11 protein-coding genes are annotated in these 18066 nt (G+C 70.8%); 5 read left to right on the top strand and 6 right to left on the bottom strand.

Annotated features, from left to right (window positions below; translation table 11 throughout):
• The first annotated feature begins 150 nt into the window (after positions 1 to 150).
• Positions 151 to 1620 (top strand): ATP-binding protein, encoded by a 1470-nt coding sequence (locus Ate02nite_RS43245; protein ID WP_203813770.1) that lies wholly within the window; start codon positions 151 to 153, stop codon positions 1618 to 1620.
• 23 nt (positions 1621 to 1643) lie between these two features.
• Here the strand turns inward: Ate02nite_RS43245 and Ate02nite_RS43240 are convergent, their stop codons facing one another.
• Genes Ate02nite_RS43240 through Ate02nite_RS43230 form a run of 3 tightly spaced genes read right to left on the bottom strand, consistent with a single transcriptional unit; the run spans position 1644 to position 6726 of the window.
• A complete protein-coding gene (locus Ate02nite_RS43240; RefSeq protein ID WP_203813769.1) occupies positions 1644 to 2858 on the bottom strand; it encodes an MFS transporter in 1215 nt (404 codons plus the stop codon).
• A 9-nt stretch (positions 2859 to 2867) separates the two neighbouring features.
• On the bottom strand, positions 2868 to 5093 hold the full coding sequence (locus tag Ate02nite_RS43235; RefSeq protein ID WP_239148132.1) for a putative bifunctional diguanylate cyclase/phosphodiesterase: 2226 nt from the start codon (positions 5091 to 5093) through the stop codon (positions 2868 to 2870).
• 49 nt (positions 5094 to 5142) lie between these two features.
• Positions 5143 to 6726 carry an acyl-CoA dehydrogenase family protein gene (locus tag Ate02nite_RS43230; protein WP_203813768.1) on the bottom strand — a complete coding sequence of 528 codons (1584 nt, stop codon included), beginning with the start codon at positions 6724 to 6726 and terminating at the stop codon, positions 5143 to 5145.
• Positions 6727 to 6798: 72 nt separating this feature from the next.
• On the opposite strand from Ate02nite_RS43230, the gene Ate02nite_RS43225 reads away from it, so the two are divergent.
• The 3 genes from Ate02nite_RS43225 to Ate02nite_RS43215 all read left to right on the top strand — a co-directional run bounded on the left by Ate02nite_RS43225 (position 6799) and on the right by Ate02nite_RS43215 (position 11992).
• The gene (locus Ate02nite_RS43225; RefSeq protein ID WP_203813767.1) at positions 6799 to 8493 is read left to right on the top strand and encodes a methyl-accepting chemotaxis protein; all 1695 of its coding nucleotides are present in this window, start codon (positions 6799 to 6801) and stop codon (positions 8491 to 8493) included.
• A gap of 347 nt (positions 8494 to 8840) precedes the next feature.
• Positions 8841 to 10577 carry a dynamin family protein gene (locus Ate02nite_RS43220; protein WP_203813766.1) on the top strand — a complete coding sequence of 579 codons (1737 nt, stop codon included), beginning with the start codon at positions 8841 to 8843 and terminating at the stop codon, positions 10575 to 10577.
• Positions 10574 to 11992: a dynamin family protein gene (locus Ate02nite_RS43215; RefSeq protein WP_203813765.1), complete on the top strand. Its 1419-nt coding sequence runs from the start codon at positions 10574 to 10576 to the stop codon at positions 11990 to 11992. Before Ate02nite_RS43220 ends, Ate02nite_RS43215 begins: the two co-directional genes overlap by 4 nt.
• Here Ate02nite_RS43215 and Ate02nite_RS43210 read toward each other — a convergent pair.
• Genes Ate02nite_RS43210 through Ate02nite_RS43200 form a run of 3 tightly spaced genes read right to left on the bottom strand, consistent with a single transcriptional unit; the run spans position 11974 to position 17258 of the window.
• Positions 11974 to 14658 (bottom strand): Hsp70 family protein, encoded by a 2685-nt coding sequence (locus Ate02nite_RS43210; protein WP_203813764.1) that lies wholly within the window; start codon positions 14656 to 14658, stop codon positions 11974 to 11976. The two genes, Ate02nite_RS43215 and Ate02nite_RS43210, sit on opposite strands and share 19 nt — an antisense overlap.
• 13 nt (positions 14659 to 14671) lie before the next feature.
• On the bottom strand, positions 14672 to 15697 hold the full coding sequence (locus Ate02nite_RS43205) for a COG1470 family protein (RefSeq protein WP_203813763.1): 1026 nt from the start codon (positions 15695 to 15697) through the stop codon (positions 14672 to 14674).
• 25 nt (positions 15698 to 15722) lie between these two features.
• Entirely contained in the window at positions 15723 to 17258 is a 1536-nt protein-coding gene (locus Ate02nite_RS43200) for a transglycosylase SLT domain-containing protein (protein ID WP_203813762.1), read from the bottom strand.
• Between the two features lie 186 nt (positions 17259 to 17444).
• On the opposite strand from Ate02nite_RS43200, the gene Ate02nite_RS43195 reads away from it, so the two are divergent.
• Positions 17445 to 18065 carry a response regulator transcription factor gene (locus Ate02nite_RS43195; protein ID WP_203813761.1) on the top strand — a complete coding sequence of 207 codons (621 nt, stop codon included), beginning with the start codon at positions 17445 to 17447 and terminating at the stop codon, positions 18063 to 18065.
• The last annotated feature ends 1 nt before the right edge of the window (position 18066 follow it).

Below are 18066 nucleotides of genomic sequence, written 5' to 3'. Positions count from 1 at the left end.
CCGCGTCCGCCAACGCGGTGGTGCGGGCACAGCGACGGCGTCCCGCAGCGTGGTCGGGTGGGCGCAGTGACCGCGTCCCCCAGCGCGGTGGGACGGGCATGGGGGATGCGTCCCCTGACGATGCGTGTGTCGGCGTGCAACTCTTGGTGCATGTCTGACGCGAGCTTCGCACGACAGCGCGGTGAGAGTTTTGAGTACGCGGGGGCCACGGTGGAGCTGGTTGACGCGGCTACCGCCCTGGCTGCGGCCCGGGTCAACCCGGTTGAGCTGATCCGGCAGGCGGTCTGGCCGGCGCCGGTGCGGCGGGTCGACCTGACCGTGTCCAGCGCCGATCGGGCCGACGGGCCGGTGCATGTCTTCGCCGCCACCGTCAGCACCGCTGACGAGCCGCTGTCCAAGGAACGCATCCGCAAGCTGGTGCTCGGCAACGACCCGGTCGGGCTGCTGCTCGCGAAGCGGATCGAACAGGGCGACCCGGTCACCACGCGCATCGTGGACGGGGTGGGTGCGGCGGCGGCCGCCGCGTACAAAAAGCTTGGTCTGGACAAACCCACCCAGCAGGCGGCGAACCGCCGGCCGGAAACCCTCGCCGATGCCGTCGTGGGCCTGCAGGCCAGCGTGACGTACGACGAGAGCGGCACCGCCGTCCGGCTGACCGCCGAGGTGGCGCGGGACGACGTCAGCCCGGCCCACCTGCAGGCCTTCGTCGGGTTGATCCTGCAGACCGTGCTCGAGCTGGCCGGGCCCGACGCGCTGCGCGGCCGTCGTTACGTGGTTAGCCGCGAGCAGCTGTCGCGCACCCCGGCGACCACCCAGACGGTCACCCTCGACATGGTGGGCGGGCTCGCCGAGGTGGTGGCCGAGCTGCGGCAGATCGCCGTGTCGTTCCGGCATCCGGAGGCGATGGCCCGGTGGGGAGCGCGACGGCCGCAGGGCCTTTTGATGTACGGGCCGCCCGGCACCGGCAAGACCATGCTGTCCCGGGCCCTGGCCAACGAGATCGGCGCCGACTTCCGGGAGATCCGCACGCCGGAGATCCTCGACAAGTGGCTGGGCGGGTCGGAACGCAACATCAAGCAGATCTTCCGGGACGCCCGCCGCTACCGGGTGCCGACGCTGATGCTGTTCGACGAGTTCGACTCGATCGTCAGTTATGCGGGGGCCGGCGGTGATGCGGCCAGCCAGGCGCTCAACGCGGTGGCCGGCATCTTCAAGCAGGAGATGAACGACCTGATCGAGGAGAACCCGAACGTCATCGTGGTGGCGACCACGAACTTCCCGCACCGGGTGGACGACTCGCTGATCCGGTCGGGCCGGTTCGACGTCAAGATCAGCGTGCCGAAGCCGGACGAGCCGAGCCGGGCCGAGATCTTCCGCAAGATGATCCAGGGGCTGATCGCGGCGCACGAGGAGCCCGGGTTCACCATGTTCGCCGAGGACATCGACCTGGCCGCGCTGGCGCACGCCAGCCACGGCATGACCGGGGCGGACATCAAGGAGGTGCTCCGGCGGGTGCAATTGACCAAGGCCATGCAAGATGCGCGTACGGGCGGGAACGCCACGCCGATCTCGCAGGAAGAGTTGCTCGCCAGCGTGCGGGAGCTGCTGGCGCCACGCTGACCTGCCCGGACGGAGCGGCGAGCTCAGGCGGGAGCGGTGACCTGCGCAGGGGCCCGCCACGGCAGGAACAGTGAGCTCGCCGCCACGACCAAGCCGCACGCCAGCAGCGCGAAACGCACGCTGGTGGCGGCAGCGAGCGCACCGCCGAGCAGGATCGCGATCGGCTGGGTGGTGCGCGAGGTGACCGACCAGCCGGCCAGGACCCGGGAGAGATAGCCGTCCTCGGTGTGGGTCATCCGGTAGGTGGCGAACGCGGGGTTGAAAGCGCCGGTGAAGAACAGCGCCAGGAACTCCACAGCGATGAGCAGGACCAGACCGGGCGTCCCGGCCGGCATCGCGGCCAGCAACGGCAGCCACACCGCCCGGCCGACCCCGGTGATCAGCAAGATCCGGTGCGAGCCGAACCGGCTGGTCAACGGCTTGAGAGCCAGTGCGCCGAGAACACCGGCGGCGCACGGCACGCCCCAGCCCACGCCGTACTGCCAGGCGGAGAAGTGCAGCTCGCCGAGCATCAGCACGGTCAGCAGCGGGGTGGCGGCCATCATCGCGGCCCCGAAGACCTGCGAGTTGACGTAAAGAATGCGCAGGCCGCGGTGGGTCACGATGTACCGCCACCCGGCGACGATCTCCGCCCACTTCCCACGGTCCGGCGCACGCAAAGGTGGCGGTGGCTCCGGCGAGCGCAGGCGGCGCACGTTGACCGCGGATAGGACGAAGCTGAGCGCGTCGGCCGACAGCGTCCACCACACGCCGAGCCAGGAGGTCAGTGCTCCACCGGCGGCCGGCCCGGCGCTGTAGGCGGTCCAGAAGGTGGCCTCGAAGCGCCCGGTCGCCGCCGCCCGGTCAACCGGCGAGACCAGGGCCTTGAGGTGTGATCCGCTGGCCGCGCCGAACGCCAGGGCCCCGACCGCCTGCACCACCGAGACGACGCAGAGCTGGGCGAACGACAGCAGCCCACAGGTCCACGCGATCGGCACACTGATGATCGCCAGCGCCCGCGCGAGGTCGGCCGCGACCATCACCGGCCGCTTGCGGCGGAACTCGATCCACGGCCCGGCCGGCAGCCCGATGACCGCGGCGGCCAGTCCGCCGAGCGCCGCGAGCAGCGACACCTGAAACTCGGGCACTTTCAGGACGACCACCGCCACCAGGGGAATCGCCCCGAAGCTCAGACCGGTGCCGGCCTCACTGATCGCGTACGCCGTCCAGAGCCGCCGGAAGTCGGAACCGAGTGCCACCCGGGCACCCTAGACGACCGCCACCGCCGAGCCGTGGAAGTCCGGTTCCGCCGCGGGTTTGCCGAAATGGAAGCCTTGGGCGTACTGGTATCCGAGCCGGTGCAGTTCGGCCGCCTGCTCGGCGGTCTCCACACCCTCGGCCACCGCGGTCAGCCCGAGACCGTTGCTGACCTGGATCAGCGCGGTCGCGATCACCGCGTGCCGGCCGGCCATGGTGAGGTTGTCGACGAACGACTTGTCCACCTTGAGCACGTCCACCGGCACGGTCTGCAGCAGGCCCAGGGACGAGTGCCCGGTGCCGAAATCGTCCAGGGCGATCCGTACGCCCAGGGCGCTGAGGTCCTTGACCGCCTGCACCGCCGTGCCACCGCCGAACACCGCGGTCTCGGTGACCTCGACGATCAGGTGGTCGGCCGGCATGCCGCTGCACTCCAGGACCTCGGCCACGACCGCGGCGAAACCGGGCTCGTTGAGCTGCCGGGCCGACACGTTCACGCTGATCCGCTGGGGTGCGTGCACGCCGTGCTGGTCGCGCCACACCACGAACTGGGCGCAGGCGGTCCTCAGGATCCACTCGCCGAGCTCGACGATGAGGCCGTTCTGCTCGGCCACCGGCACGAACTCGGCCGGGCTGACGAACCCGCGCTCCGGGTGCTGCCACCGCACCAGGGACTCGACGTAGCGGGTGCGGCCCTCGGGCAGCGCCACGATCGGCTGGTAGACCATCCGGAACTGGCCGGTGTCCATGCCCGTGCGCATCTCCACGCCGAGGCGCGCGGCCTCGCCGGCCCGGTCGTCCAGGTCGGCCGAGTACCGGCGGTGCTGGCGGCTGCCGCCCTCCTTGGCCGCGTACATCGCGACATCGGCCCGGCGCAGCAGCTCGATCGGGTCACCGGTGCCGGCCGTGTCGGCGATGCCGAAGGTGGCCGCGACCAGCAGCTCGTGGCCGCTGACCGAGATCGGCTCGCGCAGCGCCTCGGCCAGCCGGCGGCAGATCACGTCGCCGTCCTCGGCGTCGGCGCCCGGCATCAGTACCGCGAACTCGTCGCCGCCCATCCGGGCCACCACGTCCTGGTCGCGCAGGGCTCCGCTGAGGCGCTCGGCGACGGCCACCAAAAGGCGGTCGCCGACGGTGTGCCCGTACAGGTCATTGACGGTTTTGAAGCCGTTGAGGTCCAGCAGGCAGACCTGCGCCTCGCCGGCGGCGACCGCCGCGGTGACCGACTGCTCGAAGAGCCGGCGGTTGGCCAGGCCGGTCAGTTCGTCGCGCATGGCGAGGTCCTCGAGCTTGACCGACTGCTCGCGCACCTGGCCGGCGAACCCGGCCACCCGGGCCAGCACCAGCAGGAACAGGGCGACCGCGCCGATACCCACGGCCATCCAGTTGATCTCGTCGCGCCGGACACCCTGGATGAACAGGACGGCCGGGACCAGCAGGGTGCAGGCGGCGAGCAGGCTGAGCCGGCCGCGGCCGAAGTCGTTTCCGCCCGGGCTGAGGGCGGCCGTGTGCGGGCGCACCGACGGGTGCAGCGCGGCGGCGGCCCAGGCCACGTAGCCGAGCAGAAAGCCCGAGTTGATGATGCCGCCGGAGTACTCGGAGAACGACTCGGTCAGCGTCCAGACCACGTCGCAGGCCAGGTTGAGCAGGCAGCCGGCGGCCAGCAGCAGGACGCTTGGGCTGCGGCTGCCGGCCCGGGTCAGCATCCGGGTGACGACCGTGCACATCAGCACGTCGAACGTCGGGTAGGCGACCGTGACCAGGCGGGTCAGCATCGGGGTGCCGTTGTCGCTGAGCGTCGGCTGGATGATGAAGACCCAGTAGACCAGGCCCACCCCGACGGCGATCACGGCGGCGTCGATCGCGCCGGCCAGGTCGCGCGGGCGGTCGTAGCGGCGGCGGCCCCGGGAGGCGCCGAGCAGGCCGGCCCACAGCATCGGGTAGGCGAGGAAGTAGAGGGCGTCGTCCCAGTACGGGTACGGGTGGTTGCCCAGGATCAGGCCGCTCACCTCGTAGACCACGTCGGCGACGACGAAGGTGAGCACCCCGGCCGCGAACAGGTACCAGGAGCCGGGGTTGGGCGGCCGGTTGCGGCGCACCCCGAGCGCGATGACCAGGACCGAGACGAAGCCGAGGCCGTTGTACACGACCGTGGACTGGACGCTGCCCTCGGGCAGCAGCGGATAGCCGAGGGATACCAGCACCCCGACCGTCAGCCACGTCCACCAAGCCCTCACGACCAGCGAGATCGACAATCCGACCGGCCGGATGAGTCATGCCTGGTTGCTAAGCGGGTGCCGCTCGGTCCACGAGCGCGGCGGTGTCCACCGAAGCGGGCAGCGTGCCGAACGTGTGGCCCCAGTCGCCGTCCAGCCGGGAGGCGCAGAACGCGTCGGCGACCTCCGGCGGGGAGTGCCGGACCAGCAGCGACGCCTGCAGCACCAGGGCCATTCGCTCGACCACCCGGCGGGCGTTGCTCTCGTCGGCCGGGATCTTCTGCAGCGCGATCACGGCCTGGTCGATCCGCCGGTCGACGCCGGTCACCTCGGCCAGCAGGGCCGCCTGGCTGTCCGGGTCGCGCTGCAGGGTGCGCAGCACGTCGAGGGCCTGGACGTTGCCGGAACCCTCCCAGATCGAGTTGAGCGGGGCGTCGCGGTAGAGGCGGGGCAGGCCGGAGTCCTCGACGTAGCCGTTGCCGCCGAGGCATTCCAGGGCCTCGCCGACCACCGCCGGCTGCCGTTTGCACACCCAGAACTTGCCGATCGCGATGGCCAGGCGTTTGAAGTGCTGTTCGCGCCGGTCGACCGCGCCGGCCAGCCGCATCGCCAGCACGGTGGCCGCCTCGGACTCCAGGGCCAGGTCGGCCAGCACGTTGGTCATCGCGGGCTGGTCGGCGAGGAGCTTGCCGAAGGCGCTGCGGTGCCGGGTGTGGTGGATGGCCTGGCTGAGGGCGGCGCGCATGCCGGAGGCGGAGCCGGTGACGCAGTCCAGGCGGGTCATCGCGACCATCTCGATGATGGTGCGGACGCCGCGGCCCTCCTCGCCGACCAGCCAGGCGACGGTGTCGTCGAATTCCGGCTCGGAGCTGGCGTTGCTCCGGTTGCCCAGTTTGTCCTTGAGGCGCTGGATGCGGAAAACGTTCCGCGAACCGTCCGGCAGCACCCTCGGCACCATAAAACACGACAATCCGGACTTCGACTGTGCCAGCACCAGGAACAAATCGCACATAGGTGCGCTGGTGAACCATTTGTGCCCGCGAAGACGCCACGTGCCGTCCCTGGCCGGCGTCGCCACGGTGGAATTGGCCCGCACATCCGAGCCACCCTGCTTCTCGGTCATGCCCATCCCGGCGAGCAGACCACGCTTGGTGGCCGGCGTCCGCAGCCCGGGGTCATAGTCGCGCGAGGCAAGCAGCGGCTCAAACATTCCCGACAAATCCGAATTGTTCCGCAATGCGGGCACAACCGCATAGGTCATCGAGATCGGGCACGAATGCCCCGCTTCGACCTGGGACCACACGAAGAGGCCCGCGGCCCGCGCCACGTGCGCCCCACGCCGAGAAGAAGCCCAGGCCGAACCCGCGAGCCCTTCCGAAACCGCGACCGCCATCAGCTGATGCCACGACGGGTGAAACTCCACCTCGTCAATACGGTGGCCATAGCGGTCGTGGGTAAGAAGGCGGGGCGGATAACGGTTGGACGAGTCGGCCCAGAGCTGCGGCTCGGCGGTACCGGCGAGCTTGCCGAGCCGGTGCAGATCGCCCACCGCCCACGGTGCGCCCTCGCGCGCCACACCGGCCAGCAGCGCGGCGTCGGCGGACACGTCGTAGTCGACCAGCGGGGGCGGCTGGTTGAACACCTCATGCGTCACGAACCGAAATGTACTCGCCAGTAGCTTGGGGTACGACGGCCGGAATGGCCGAGAAGATCAGACAATCAGGGCATGGCTTTCCCGCGGCAGGCGCTGCTGCCGGTGGTGGCCGTGGTGACGGTGATGGTGCTGTTCATCTTCGTGCCGCTCTGGATGCTGGCGCTGCGCGCCTTCGACCAGTTGGAGCAGCGGGAGGCCACCACCGAGGCCGACGAACTTCGGGTGTCACTCGACCAGCACGCCCAGCGCCTGCAGGACTTCGGCATCACCAACTCGATCTGGACCAGCTCGTACGACGACATCCGGCACGGCGACCAGCCCGGATTCGCCGGCGACCTGCCCGGCGACGTGCTGCTCGGGAAGTACGGCATCACCGCCGCGATCGGCGTCGACCACGACGGCAACCCGCAGGTCGGCGGCCTGGTGACGATGAACGGCTACCAGGACCTGCCGGACGCCCTCGCCGACCCCGCGGTGCTCGGCAAGATGTTCACCAGTGGTGCCTCTCCCGGCACGTACACCTGCGGTTTGGTCAGCGTGACCGGCACGCCCACCGAATTCTGCGGTTTTCCGGCCTTCCCCGACGACCGCAGCCGGTCGGCCGGCGCCCTGATCCTGATGCGGGCTCTGGACGACGCCGCGATAGCCGGTCTGGCCGACCAGACGAACGACGCGGTGACCACCCGCTCCGGCGCCCGCACCGACGCGGTCACCCACCCCGAGCAGCAGACCATGTTCGGCGGGATGAGCGTGACCACCAGCTTCGTCGGTAACCACTTGGCCGTGGACACCACCATCGTCGGCGTGGACGGAACCCCGGTGACGCTGGAGGTGACGGTCGACCGCCCGATTCGCGCGCTGGCCGAGAAGACCATGCTGCGGATCCTGGTGGTGCTGATCGTCGCGGTGGCCGCGGTAGCCATCCTGATCGTGGTGGTGATCCGCCGGGGCGTCCGCCGCGAGATCAAACCGCTGCGCCGCACCACCGAGAACATCATCCGCTCCGGCGACCTGACCCACCGCGTACCGGCCGGCTCCGGCGAGCCGGAGATCCGCGCCCTGGGCGCCACCATCAACGACATGCTCGACGCCCTTTCCGCCAACCGGGCCGAGCTGGCCGAGGGTCACCGCCGCGAGGAACAGGAACGCCACGAACACCGAGCCGCCGAGGAACGCACCCGCCACGAGACCGAACAACGAGTCCAGGCCGAGTCTCAGCAGGCCATCAACGGCGTAGCGGAACAGCTGGCCGAAGCGGTCCGCGAGGTCGATGCGGCCCGAGCGTCGGTCCAGGACATCAACACGGGCGCGGCCACCGCCCAGACCGCCACGGAGGAACTCTCCGGCCACGCCACCCAGGCCGACCGGGCCGCCGAGGCCCTGACGGTCTCCCTGCCCGCAACCAGGGAGATGGTCGCGCTGATCGCGTCGATAGCCGGCCAGACCAGAATGCTGGCCCTGAACGCGACAATCGAAGCGGCCCGAGCAGGCGAGGCCGGCACCGGCTTCGCGGTAGTCGCAGGCGAGGTGAAGAAGCTGGCCGACGACACCGCCGACTCAGCCGACCGCATCACCGCGACGCTGGGCACGCTGACAACAACAGCGACGGACGTATCAGAGGCGGTGGCGACCATGAACGACACGATTGGCGCAGTCCGGCAGGCGATAGACCAGGTCCGAGCGGTAGCAGGCAACCAACAGCACACTTTCGGAGACCTGATAGACCAGGTCCAGGCGGCAATCCGCCGCATAGACAACTTGCGCTAATTCTCCCGTACGGGGATAGCCCCAGCCCACTGAGAGCAACGAGGCCGCCTGCACCCTTACGGCCGCAGGCGACCACCGGCCTATTAGCCTGCCGTCACCCATAAAGCTCCGCACGGATCTCGCGGGGTGCCGTACCGCGAGGTCCGTGCGGAGGGTCTGGAGATAGACCGATGTTAGTGGTCCTGTGGGTTGCTCGCACATGTCTGATGGGCGACCTATCCGAGTTGCAGCTTGCTTCGAATCTTCTGTGGGCCGGGTCGCGCTGGTCAGGCTGTGAGCGGGGCGCGTAGGGTTTCGGGCGCCGGGATTGCGTGATGAAAGTGGGGGCAGGGCGGTTGGTCACGGGCGTGCTCGCCGAGCTTGCCGACGCCCGCGCCCTGGCCGAAGCGGCGCAACGCTCCGATCTGGTGCAGCGGCTCGATCAGGCGGTCGAACGGCTTCGTGGGGACGACGCCACCGTTGCCGTGGTGGGGGAGTTCAAGCAGGGCAAGAGCACCCTGGTCAATGCCCTCGTGCGCACCGACATCTGCCCGGTCGACTCGGACATCGTCACGGCGGTGCCGACGATTTTGCGTTATGGCCGGCCACCGGCGGCGTTTCTGCAGGTGCCGCAGGAAGACGGTGGGCTCGCTTCGGTGCCGGTCGGCTTCGAGGAACTGCCGCGGCACATCGCCGAAGGAGACCGGGCCGGCGTGCGGGCGGTCGAGGTGCGGCTGGATCGGCGGCTGCTCGGGGCCGGACTGTCGATCATCGACACGCCGGGGGTGGGCGGGCTCGACTCGGCGCAGGGCAACCTCACGCTGGGTGCGCTCGCGCTGGCCGGGGCGGCGCTGTTCGTGACCGACTCGGCGCAGGAGCTGACCGCGCCCGAGGTGGAGTTTCTGCGGCGGGCGATGGAGCGGTGCCCGCGTGCGTTCTGCGTGATGACCAAGACCGACCTCTACCCGGAGTGGCGCCGGATGGTCGAGATCAACCAGGGTCACCTGCGGCAGGCCGGCTTGGACGTACCGATCGTGGCCGTCTCGTCGTTCCTGCGGATGCGGGCGCAGGCCCGCGACGACACCTCGCTGAATGACGAGTCGGGCTTCCCGAAGCTGGTCGAGGTGTTGCGCCGGGACGTGCTCGGCGCCTCGGCCGAGAACAAGCTGGCGGCGGCCCGGAACGAGTTGCGGTTCGTGGTCGGCCAGCTGCGTGAGCGGATCGACGCCGAGCAGGCGGTGGCGGCGGCCCCGGAGGCCGCGCCCGAGGTGGTGCGGCGCTACGCCGAGAAGTCGAAGCGCAGCGCCGTGCTGGCCGGTGGTTCGTGGCAGACCGTGCTGGGTGACGGGATTCAGGACCTGAGCGCCGACGTCGAGCACGACCTGCGGGAACGCCTGCGGATCATGGTGCGGCGCGGCGAGGACCTGCTCGGCGAGTCCGATCCGCGGGAGACCTGGCGGGACTTCCAGGCCTGGGCGCAGCGCGAGGCGGCGGCCGCGGCGGTGGACAACCTGATGCTGCTTGTCACCCGCACCGAGCAGCTCGCCCACGACGTGGCCGAGCGGTTCGGCCTCGAATACGACAGCCTCGACGTCGACCTGCCCGCCCCCGAACTGGCCCTGCGCAAGGTCGACGAGCTCGACGTGAGCTTCCAGAAGTCGGGCCTGCAGCAGTTCCTGGGCGCGTTCACCGCGGCCCGGGTCACCTACGGCGGGTTCTACATGCTCGGTGCGGTCGGCACGTTCTTCAGCTTCGCCTTCGCGGCGCCGCTCGGCCTGCTGGCCGGCATGACCCTCGGCCGCCGCATGATCAAAAGCGAGCGGGAACGCCAGGTGCAGCAGCGCCGGCTTCAGGCCAAGGCCGAACTGCGACGGTACGTCGATGACGTCGGTTTCCATGTCGGCCGGGACTGCCGCGAGGCGACCCGGCGCACCCAGCGTTTCCTGCGGGACGAGTTCTCGGCCCGCGCCCAGGCCGTCGAACGCTCGGCCGCCTCGACCGCGGCCGCCGTCCGCGAGATCGCCGAGCTGCCCCCGGACCAGCGCCGCGAGCGGGCCGGCGTTTTGGCCGAGCAGCGGCGCCGGTTGGACAGGTTGGCGGCATGACTCTTCTTGACCAGGTCCGCAGGCTGCTGGACCAGGCCATCGCGGCGAGCCGGGACGAGCGGCTCATCGACGCCCGGCGGCGGGTCGACGAGCCGCTGCGGGTGGCCATCGCCGGCAAGGTCAAGGCCGGCAAGTCCACCCTGCTCAACGCCCTGGTCGGCGAGGAACTCGCGCCCACCGACGCGGGCGAGTGCACCCGTATCGTCACCTGGTACGCGGACGGCCGCACCTACGCGGTCACCGCCTACCTCAACGACGGCACCGCCGAGCCGCGCCCGTTCACCCGCCGTGGCGGGGCGATCGAGATCTCCCTGGGCCGCCCGGCCGATCAGGTCGAGCACCTCGAGGTGCGGGTGCCCAGCAGCCGGCTCCGCCAGCACACCCTGATCGACACGCCCGGCATCGCGTCACTGTCCACCGACGTGTCGCTGCGCACGATGGCGTTCCTGGAGGCCGAGGGGGAGCGGGCCGCGCAGACCGACGCGGTCATCTACCTGCTGCGGCACATGCACGGCAGCGACGTCCGGTTCCTCGAGTCGTTCCACGGTGACGGCCTGTCCAGCGGCACCCCGGTCAACGCGGTCGGGGTGCTGTCCCGCGCCGACGAGATCGGCGGCTGCCGGCTCGACGCGATGGAGGCGGCCGGCCGGGTCGCCACCCGGTACGCCTCCGACGAACGACTCCGCCGGCTGTGCCCGGTGGTGGTGCCGGTGGCCGGCCTGCTCGGGGCGGCCGGCGCGACCCTGCGCGAGGAGGAGTACCGGATCCTCGCCGCCATCGCCGCCGAGCCGATGGACCAGGTGGTGGAGTTGCTGCTCACCGCCGACCGGTTCGCCGCGTCCGGCGCGCAGCGGGCGCACGTACTCCAGCGGCTTGGTCTTTTCGGGGTGCGGCTTTCCATCCGGTTGATTCGCGAGAAATCGGTGACCGACTCGGCCGCGCTGGCCAAGGCGCTCACCGACCACAGTGGCATCGACCGGCTCCGCGAGGTTTTCGCCGCCCAGTTCGTCGGCCGCAGCGAGGTCCTTAAGGCCCGGTCGGCGCTCGCCGTGCTCGACGAGTGCCTGCCGCCCGGCTCGGTGCTCGCCGCCGAGGCGGAACGGATCCGGGCCAGCGCCCACGAATTCGTCGAGCTGCGCCTGCTGCATCAGCTCCGCTCGGGCCGGCTGCCCGGGACCGACGAACAGCTGGCCGAGATGGACCTGCTGCTCGGCGGGGCCGGCGGGGCCGCGTACAGCCGCCTGGGTCTTCCCTCCGACGCGGCCGGGGGCCGGATCGCCGCGGCCGCGCAGGAGGCCCTGGTGCGCTGGCAAAATATCGCCGAGCATCCGTTCTCGCCGCGCGAGCTGAAGACCGCGGCGCGGGCCGCGGCCCGCAGCTGCGAGGGCATCCTCGTTCAGAACCAGCAGGGATGACCCTCGCGGGCCCCGTTCTTGGTCAGCACCTTCTCGCCGGAGCCGTCCAGCCGTTGCACCACTACGGTCGGCTTGGCGTAGTCGCCGCGCACGAACGCGAACCACTTCCCATCCGGTGACCAGGTCGGATCCATGTCCCGGGCCGGGTTCGAGGTGACCCGGCGCGGGTCCGACCCGTCGATGTTGACCAGCCAGATGTCCGACGGGTTGGCGTCGTTCCCTTCGCGGGTGAACAGCACCTGGGAACCGTCGGGGGAGTAGACCGGGTCGTTGGCCGGGCCCACGTTCGGCCCGGTGACCTGCCGGCCCGGTTCCTTCGGGTTGGCCACGGTCAGCTCGTAGATCTGCTTGACCCCGTCCTTCTCCAGCCAATAAAGAATGTGTGCGCCGTCCGGCGACCACATCGCGTCGTCCTTCAGCGTCTTGGAGTAGGTGAGCTGTTTCAGCTCGCTGGTCTCCAGGTTGAGCACGGCGATCTGGTTGACCCCGTCGAACTCCTTCATGAACGCGAGCTTCTTGTCGTCGGCCGACCACGCCACCCGCCCACCGGCCTCGTCGGCGACCTCGTGCCGGTCCCCGCCGTCCGCGTTCACGATGTCGATCGAGCTGTGGTCACCGTTGACGTGCGTGATCGCGATCTGCTCCCGCGAGTGCGACCACTTGGGCAGCACATCGCCCGGCCCCGAGCCCGGCAGCAGCGTGCGGGCGTCCTCGCCCGGCGTGAACTCGTAGATCTTCGAGTTCTTGTCCGGAAAGCCGGACCCCGGCGTATCGACGCGGATCAGCATCTTGTCGGTCGGCACGGCGAGCGGATCGACGGCCGCCTGCGACACGGCCTGACTCGGCTCGGTCGGCGCCCCGCCGGTCGTCTCCTTGTCCTTGTTCTTGTTGATCAACACGAGCGCGGTCGTCGTGCCGCCGGCCAGAACGGCCACGGCCAGGGCGACAATCATCAAGATCTTGCCGAGGTTGCGCTTGGGCGCACCGGGCAGGGGAGGCGGCGGCCAAGGCCGAGACTCCTGCGGTACGCCGGGAGCACCGCCCCCAAAAGCCGCATTCACCGCCCCCGCGCCGGAGATCGGAGCCGCCCCCGCCTGCGGCGCAGTGCTGGTAGCCGCACCCGAGAACGCCGGTCCCGAGGTGGGCGCGTTCCCGGGAACCGTCGCCGCCCCACGAGAGAAAGCCACCGTCCCGCCGGGCGCGCCATTGGCCGGTGCGCCACCGCCGAACGCCGAGCCGCCGCCGTAGGCCGGCGAGTCGCCTGCGGGCGCGGCTCCGCCATATGGCGGGCTGCTGACCTGCGGGCCACCGGCCTGCGCGGCGCCGCCGTAGGCCGGCGAGCCGGCCGGAGCGTTGCCGGTAGGCGTGGCGCCGCCGTAAGGCGGACTGGCAGCCTGCGTGCTGCCGCCGTAGGGCGGGCTGCTGCCGGCTGCGTTTCCGCTGATCGGCGTGGCGAGCGGGCTTCCGCCGTTGATCGGCGCCGAGGCTGCGGCGGCACCGGCCAGGCCGACTGCTGCGGCACCGCCGCGCTGGGGCGCCGACACCGCGGAATAGCCGTCGGCGGGGCGGGGTGGCGGGACGGCCGCCGAGAACGGGGAGGGGCCGCCGGTGGAGACGGCGGTGGCGACCGCCGCGCCCATCGCGATGCTGTGCTCCGGGTGCGGGTCGGCGACGACCGGCCGCTGGAACTCGGTCGACAGCAGCTGCGCGACGAGCGGGATCCGCGACGAGCCGCCGGCCAGCAGGAACGCGCTGAGCTGCTCGGGCGCGACGCCCGCGGCCCGCAGCGCCCGCTGGGTCGCGGTGATCGTGTCGGCCAGCGACGGCGCGATCATCGACTCCAGCTCGGACCGGTTGAGCCGCACCCGGGTGTGCAGGCCGGGCAGCGCCACCGGGATCATCGTCTCGGTGTCGAAGGAGAGCGACTCCTTGGCCTCCACGCAGTCGCGCCGCAGCCGGGCCAGAGCCGACACCGCGTCCGGGTCGCCCGGGTCGAGCTGGGCCTTGTCGCCGAGCACCTCGAGGACGTGCCCGAAGACCGCCTCGTCGAAGTCGATGCCGCCGAGCTGCTCGACCCCTTCCGGCTCGCCGAGCAGCACGAACCCGTCCCCGTCGCGGCGCAGCACGGCCACGTCGAAGGTGCCGCCGCCCAGGTCGTACACCGCGACGGTCTCGCCGGAGGCGATCCGCCGGGCGGTGGCGTGCTGCAGGGCCGCCGCTTCCGGCTCGCTGCGCAACTGCACCGCGCCGGCGTCGGCCAGCTTGATCGCCTGGTCGAGCTGTTCGCGCTTGTAGGGACCCCAATTGGCCGGGTGGGTGACGGTGACCGCGGCCGGCGGCCCGTCCTGCAGCTGGCTGACCGTGTCCAGGACGTGCCGCAGCAGCTTGGCGGTGAGCGCGTGCGCGGAGAACGGGGTGCCGCCGACCAGGATCGGCACCGGGTCGCCCATCCGCCGCTTGAACTCGCGGGCCAGCCGGGCCGGTTCGGCCTGGCCACGGCGTTCGGCGGCCTCGCCGATGAGCAGGCCGCCGTCGGACTTGACGAAGACCAGCGACGGGATCTCGGCCCGCCGCCCGCCCAGGCGCACGACTTCGACCCGGCCGTCCACCCGCACCGCCGCGGCGGTCTGGGTGGTGCCGAGGTCGATCCCCAACCCGTACTGCATTATGTGCTGCCCCCTAGGACGTGACCTTGCATTTCGGTGCGACCGAACGCCACTGCGTGCAGTACTGCTCGGCGGCCTGCGGGGACCCGAAGCCGTCCTGCAGCAGCATCCAGTAGCCGCCGGGATCGTCCACGAGGCGCACCGGCATGTTGGCGGCCTGAAGTTTGGCGAGGGCGGCGTCCGCGGCGGCCTTGCCACCGTCGGCGCCGCTGTGCGGGAAGACGTCCACCAGCGCGTACGGCTTACCGACGGTGCCCTGGGCCGGCGTCGTCACGCTTGATGTGCCCGGTTTCTTCGTGAACGGCAGGAAGTCGTGGTCGCCGGTGAGCAGGATCGCCGCACTGGCGCCGACGGCCAGCACGATGGCGGTAACGAACAGGACCGTGGTCGGGACACGTGACTTGCGGGTGCCGCTGGCCACCTCGGTGAGATAGGGGGCGCGTTCCGCGTCGTACGCGTCGGAGACTTTGACCACGACGGCGAAGGACCGCGGCGATCCGCTGAACGGCCGCCGGGGTTTCGCGTTCACCGCGACGACGGCGGCCGTGCCCGGTTCGAGGAGCACCGCGTTCGGTTCGACGGTGACCGAGCCGGACGGCGGGTCGAGCTCGGCGGTGATCCGCAACGGCGCCTGCACCCGGGTGTCATTGGCCAGGCGTAGGTCGTACTCATGGGTGGGACCTTCTTTGGCCACCAACCGGCCCGTCACCGGAACGGGAAGGGCGACTTTCAGCAGGGCCGTGGCGAAGCCGGCCGGTTCGCCGGTGGACGCCTCCTCGGCGTGCACGGTGAACGGCACCAGCGAGGAGCTCGGCGGCTGTTCGGGCGGGGTCTGCAGGATGACCGACACCTCGGCGGTCTCGCCCGGCCCGAGGTGCACGCCGGCCGGGTCCACCGTGGCCCACCCGGCGGCACGGCCGCGGGCCAGGTAGACGCGCAGGTCCAGCGGCTGCGCGTAGGGATTGCGCAGCTGCACCGGCACCCGGGTCGGCACGCCGGGGGCGAGCGACACGGGCTCGTCCGGCAGGGTCAGTTCCACGTCCACGATGGTCGCAGAAACCTGGTCAGGGAAGATCGGTGGCGTCGGTAAGCTGACCGCCCGGTATCTGGGTCGACCCGTTCGTCCCTACCTGCTCGGCCAGCTGGCCGTGCAGCAGCGGGTTGTCGTGCGCGTCCAGCGGGTTCGAATGCGAGTGGTACTCGAGAGCGTCGCTGAAACCGTCCGAGTCGGTGTCGGCCAGCTGGGCGTTGAAGCCGAGCACCTTCTCCAGCGAGTCGTCCAGCCCGTCCTGGTCGCTGTCGGTCTGCTGGAGCGGGGTGAGCGCGCCGTCCATGTGGCCGTCGGCGTCCGAGTCGGGCGAGCGCGGGTCGAGGCCCTGGGCCAGCTCGAACGCGTCGTTGAGCCCGTCGCCGTCGGTGTCCGCCTTCCGCCCGTCGGTGCCGTAGGTGACCATCTCCTGCGCGTCGGTCAGGTTGTCGCCGTCGGTGTCGGCCCGCATCGGGTCCAGGCCGTAGCGCCGTTCGAGCAGGTCGGACAGGCCGTCGCGGTCGGTGTCGGCGCCGCCCAGCGCGACCGGTTCCGGTTCGGGCAGCACCGCCGGGGCGGCGGTCTGCGCCATCAGCGTGGACAGCGGGTCGGTCACCGGGTTGGCGATCGGGGTGGCGCTGCCGTCGGAGATGCCCGGGATGACCGCCGCGAACTCGAAACGGTTGCCGGCGGTGGACTCGCGGACCCCGACCCGCGGGTTGGCGGCCTCGACGACCTTGCCGTTGCCGAGGCTGATCGCGACGTGCGCGCCGGGGGTGCGGCCGTCGCCGGCCCGCGGCTCGCGGTCGAACGAGAACAGCAGCGCGCCCGGGATGTCCTTCGCCTTGTCCGGGTCGATCAGCTGCCCTTTTTCCTTGAAGTGCAGATATTGCGCGGTGGCGCCGTCCGGGATCTTTGCGCCGGCCTGGAATGCCGCCCATTGGGTGAATTCAGAACAGTCGAAAACCGCCGGATTCGGATCGGAGAGCTTCACTTCCGCACCGAACACATAGCGATCACCAATTTGCGCCTTGGCCACCTTGAGAAACGTGTCGAGTGCGGCGTTGTCGGCGCCGGCCGCGGCGGGCTGGGTCGCGGCGAGGGCCACCGGGGTGCCTGCGACGTCGTGGAGCGCGGCGCCCGGGTCGTCGTCGCCGGCCGACGCGCCCTTGTGGTCGCCGTAACCGCGGGTGCCGGTCCACATGCCGCGGCCGGGCCCGTCGCCGTAGGCGATCGCGGCGGCCTGCGCGTCCTCTTTGAACCGCACATAACGCGAGCTGAGGCCGCCGTGCGTGGTGGTCCAGGGGGAAACGTCGTTACCCGAGTGCGAGATCTCGAAGGCGGCCTTGGCGTTGTCGACCGGGTCGTACAGGTTGTACTTCGTCAGGAAGCTCGGGTGGGCCTTCCCGTTGATCTGCCACAGGCCGCGGCTGTCCTCGCCGTGCGGGTTGTGGGCCTTGCTGTTGCCGCCCGACTCCGCCAGCGCGACCGCGGTCATCGTGGCCGACTCGTCCGGCGAGAAGCCCGCCCGTCGGGCGAAACCGTAGATCTGTTCGGCGGAGTACCTCGGCATGGTCCCGAGGGTAGACAGCGTAATCCACTCTGTATACGGGCCAGGTGTCTTGCACGAAAGGGCAACGAAAGGGGCAGGAGAGTTGGATCAACGACAGAGCCGAAAGAGCTATTGTTCTGATCGACTTGGCCGGGCCATCATGACTGGGCGGTCGCCCGCACAATGGGCGCTGACCAGGGGGAACGCATGATCTCTAATCGGCCGCCGACTGTCTGGATCGATGACAGTCATGCCATCGTGCGCCGCGGGATGGCGGCCTGCCTGCAGCAGGCCGACTTCGTCGTGCGCGGCGAGAGCTCGGTCCTTTCCCCCGAACCGGTCCTTGCCGATCTTGACGTGCTGGTCTTCGAATACGGCGCCACCACGCTGCGCCGGGCGGTCCGGCTGGCCGAGGGCCGCGGCACCCGCCTGGTCGCCACCGTCCGCGACGCCACCGAACAGAGTGTCCGCGAGATGGTCGACGCCGGCGTCGCCGCGATCCTGCCGCACCACACGCTGACCGCCGACAACCTGATCACCAGCCTGCGGTCGGTGGTGGCCGGCAACGTGGCGCTGCCCGGCGACATGCTTGCCCGGCTGCTGTTGCACGTCACCCAGACCTCGCACCTCGGCCCGGGCGGGCTCAACACCCGCGAGCGGTCGGTGCTGCGGCTGCTCGCCGACGGCATGGACACCCGCGGCATCGCCGAGGACCTGTGCTTCTCCGAGCGCACCGTGAAAAACGTGGTGCACGACGTGCTGACCAAGCTCAACTGCCGCACCCGGGCCCAGGCCGTCGCGGTGGCCACCCGGGAGGGCGTGATCTGAG

It is taken from the genome of Paractinoplanes tereljensis (assembly GCF_016862435.1).
GTDB classification, from domain to species: Bacteria; Actinomycetota; Actinomycetes; order Mycobacteriales; family Micromonosporaceae; genus Actinoplanes; species Actinoplanes tereljensis.
Note: the sequence above shows the minus strand (reverse complement) of the source record. Positions and strands in the feature narration are given on the sequence as shown.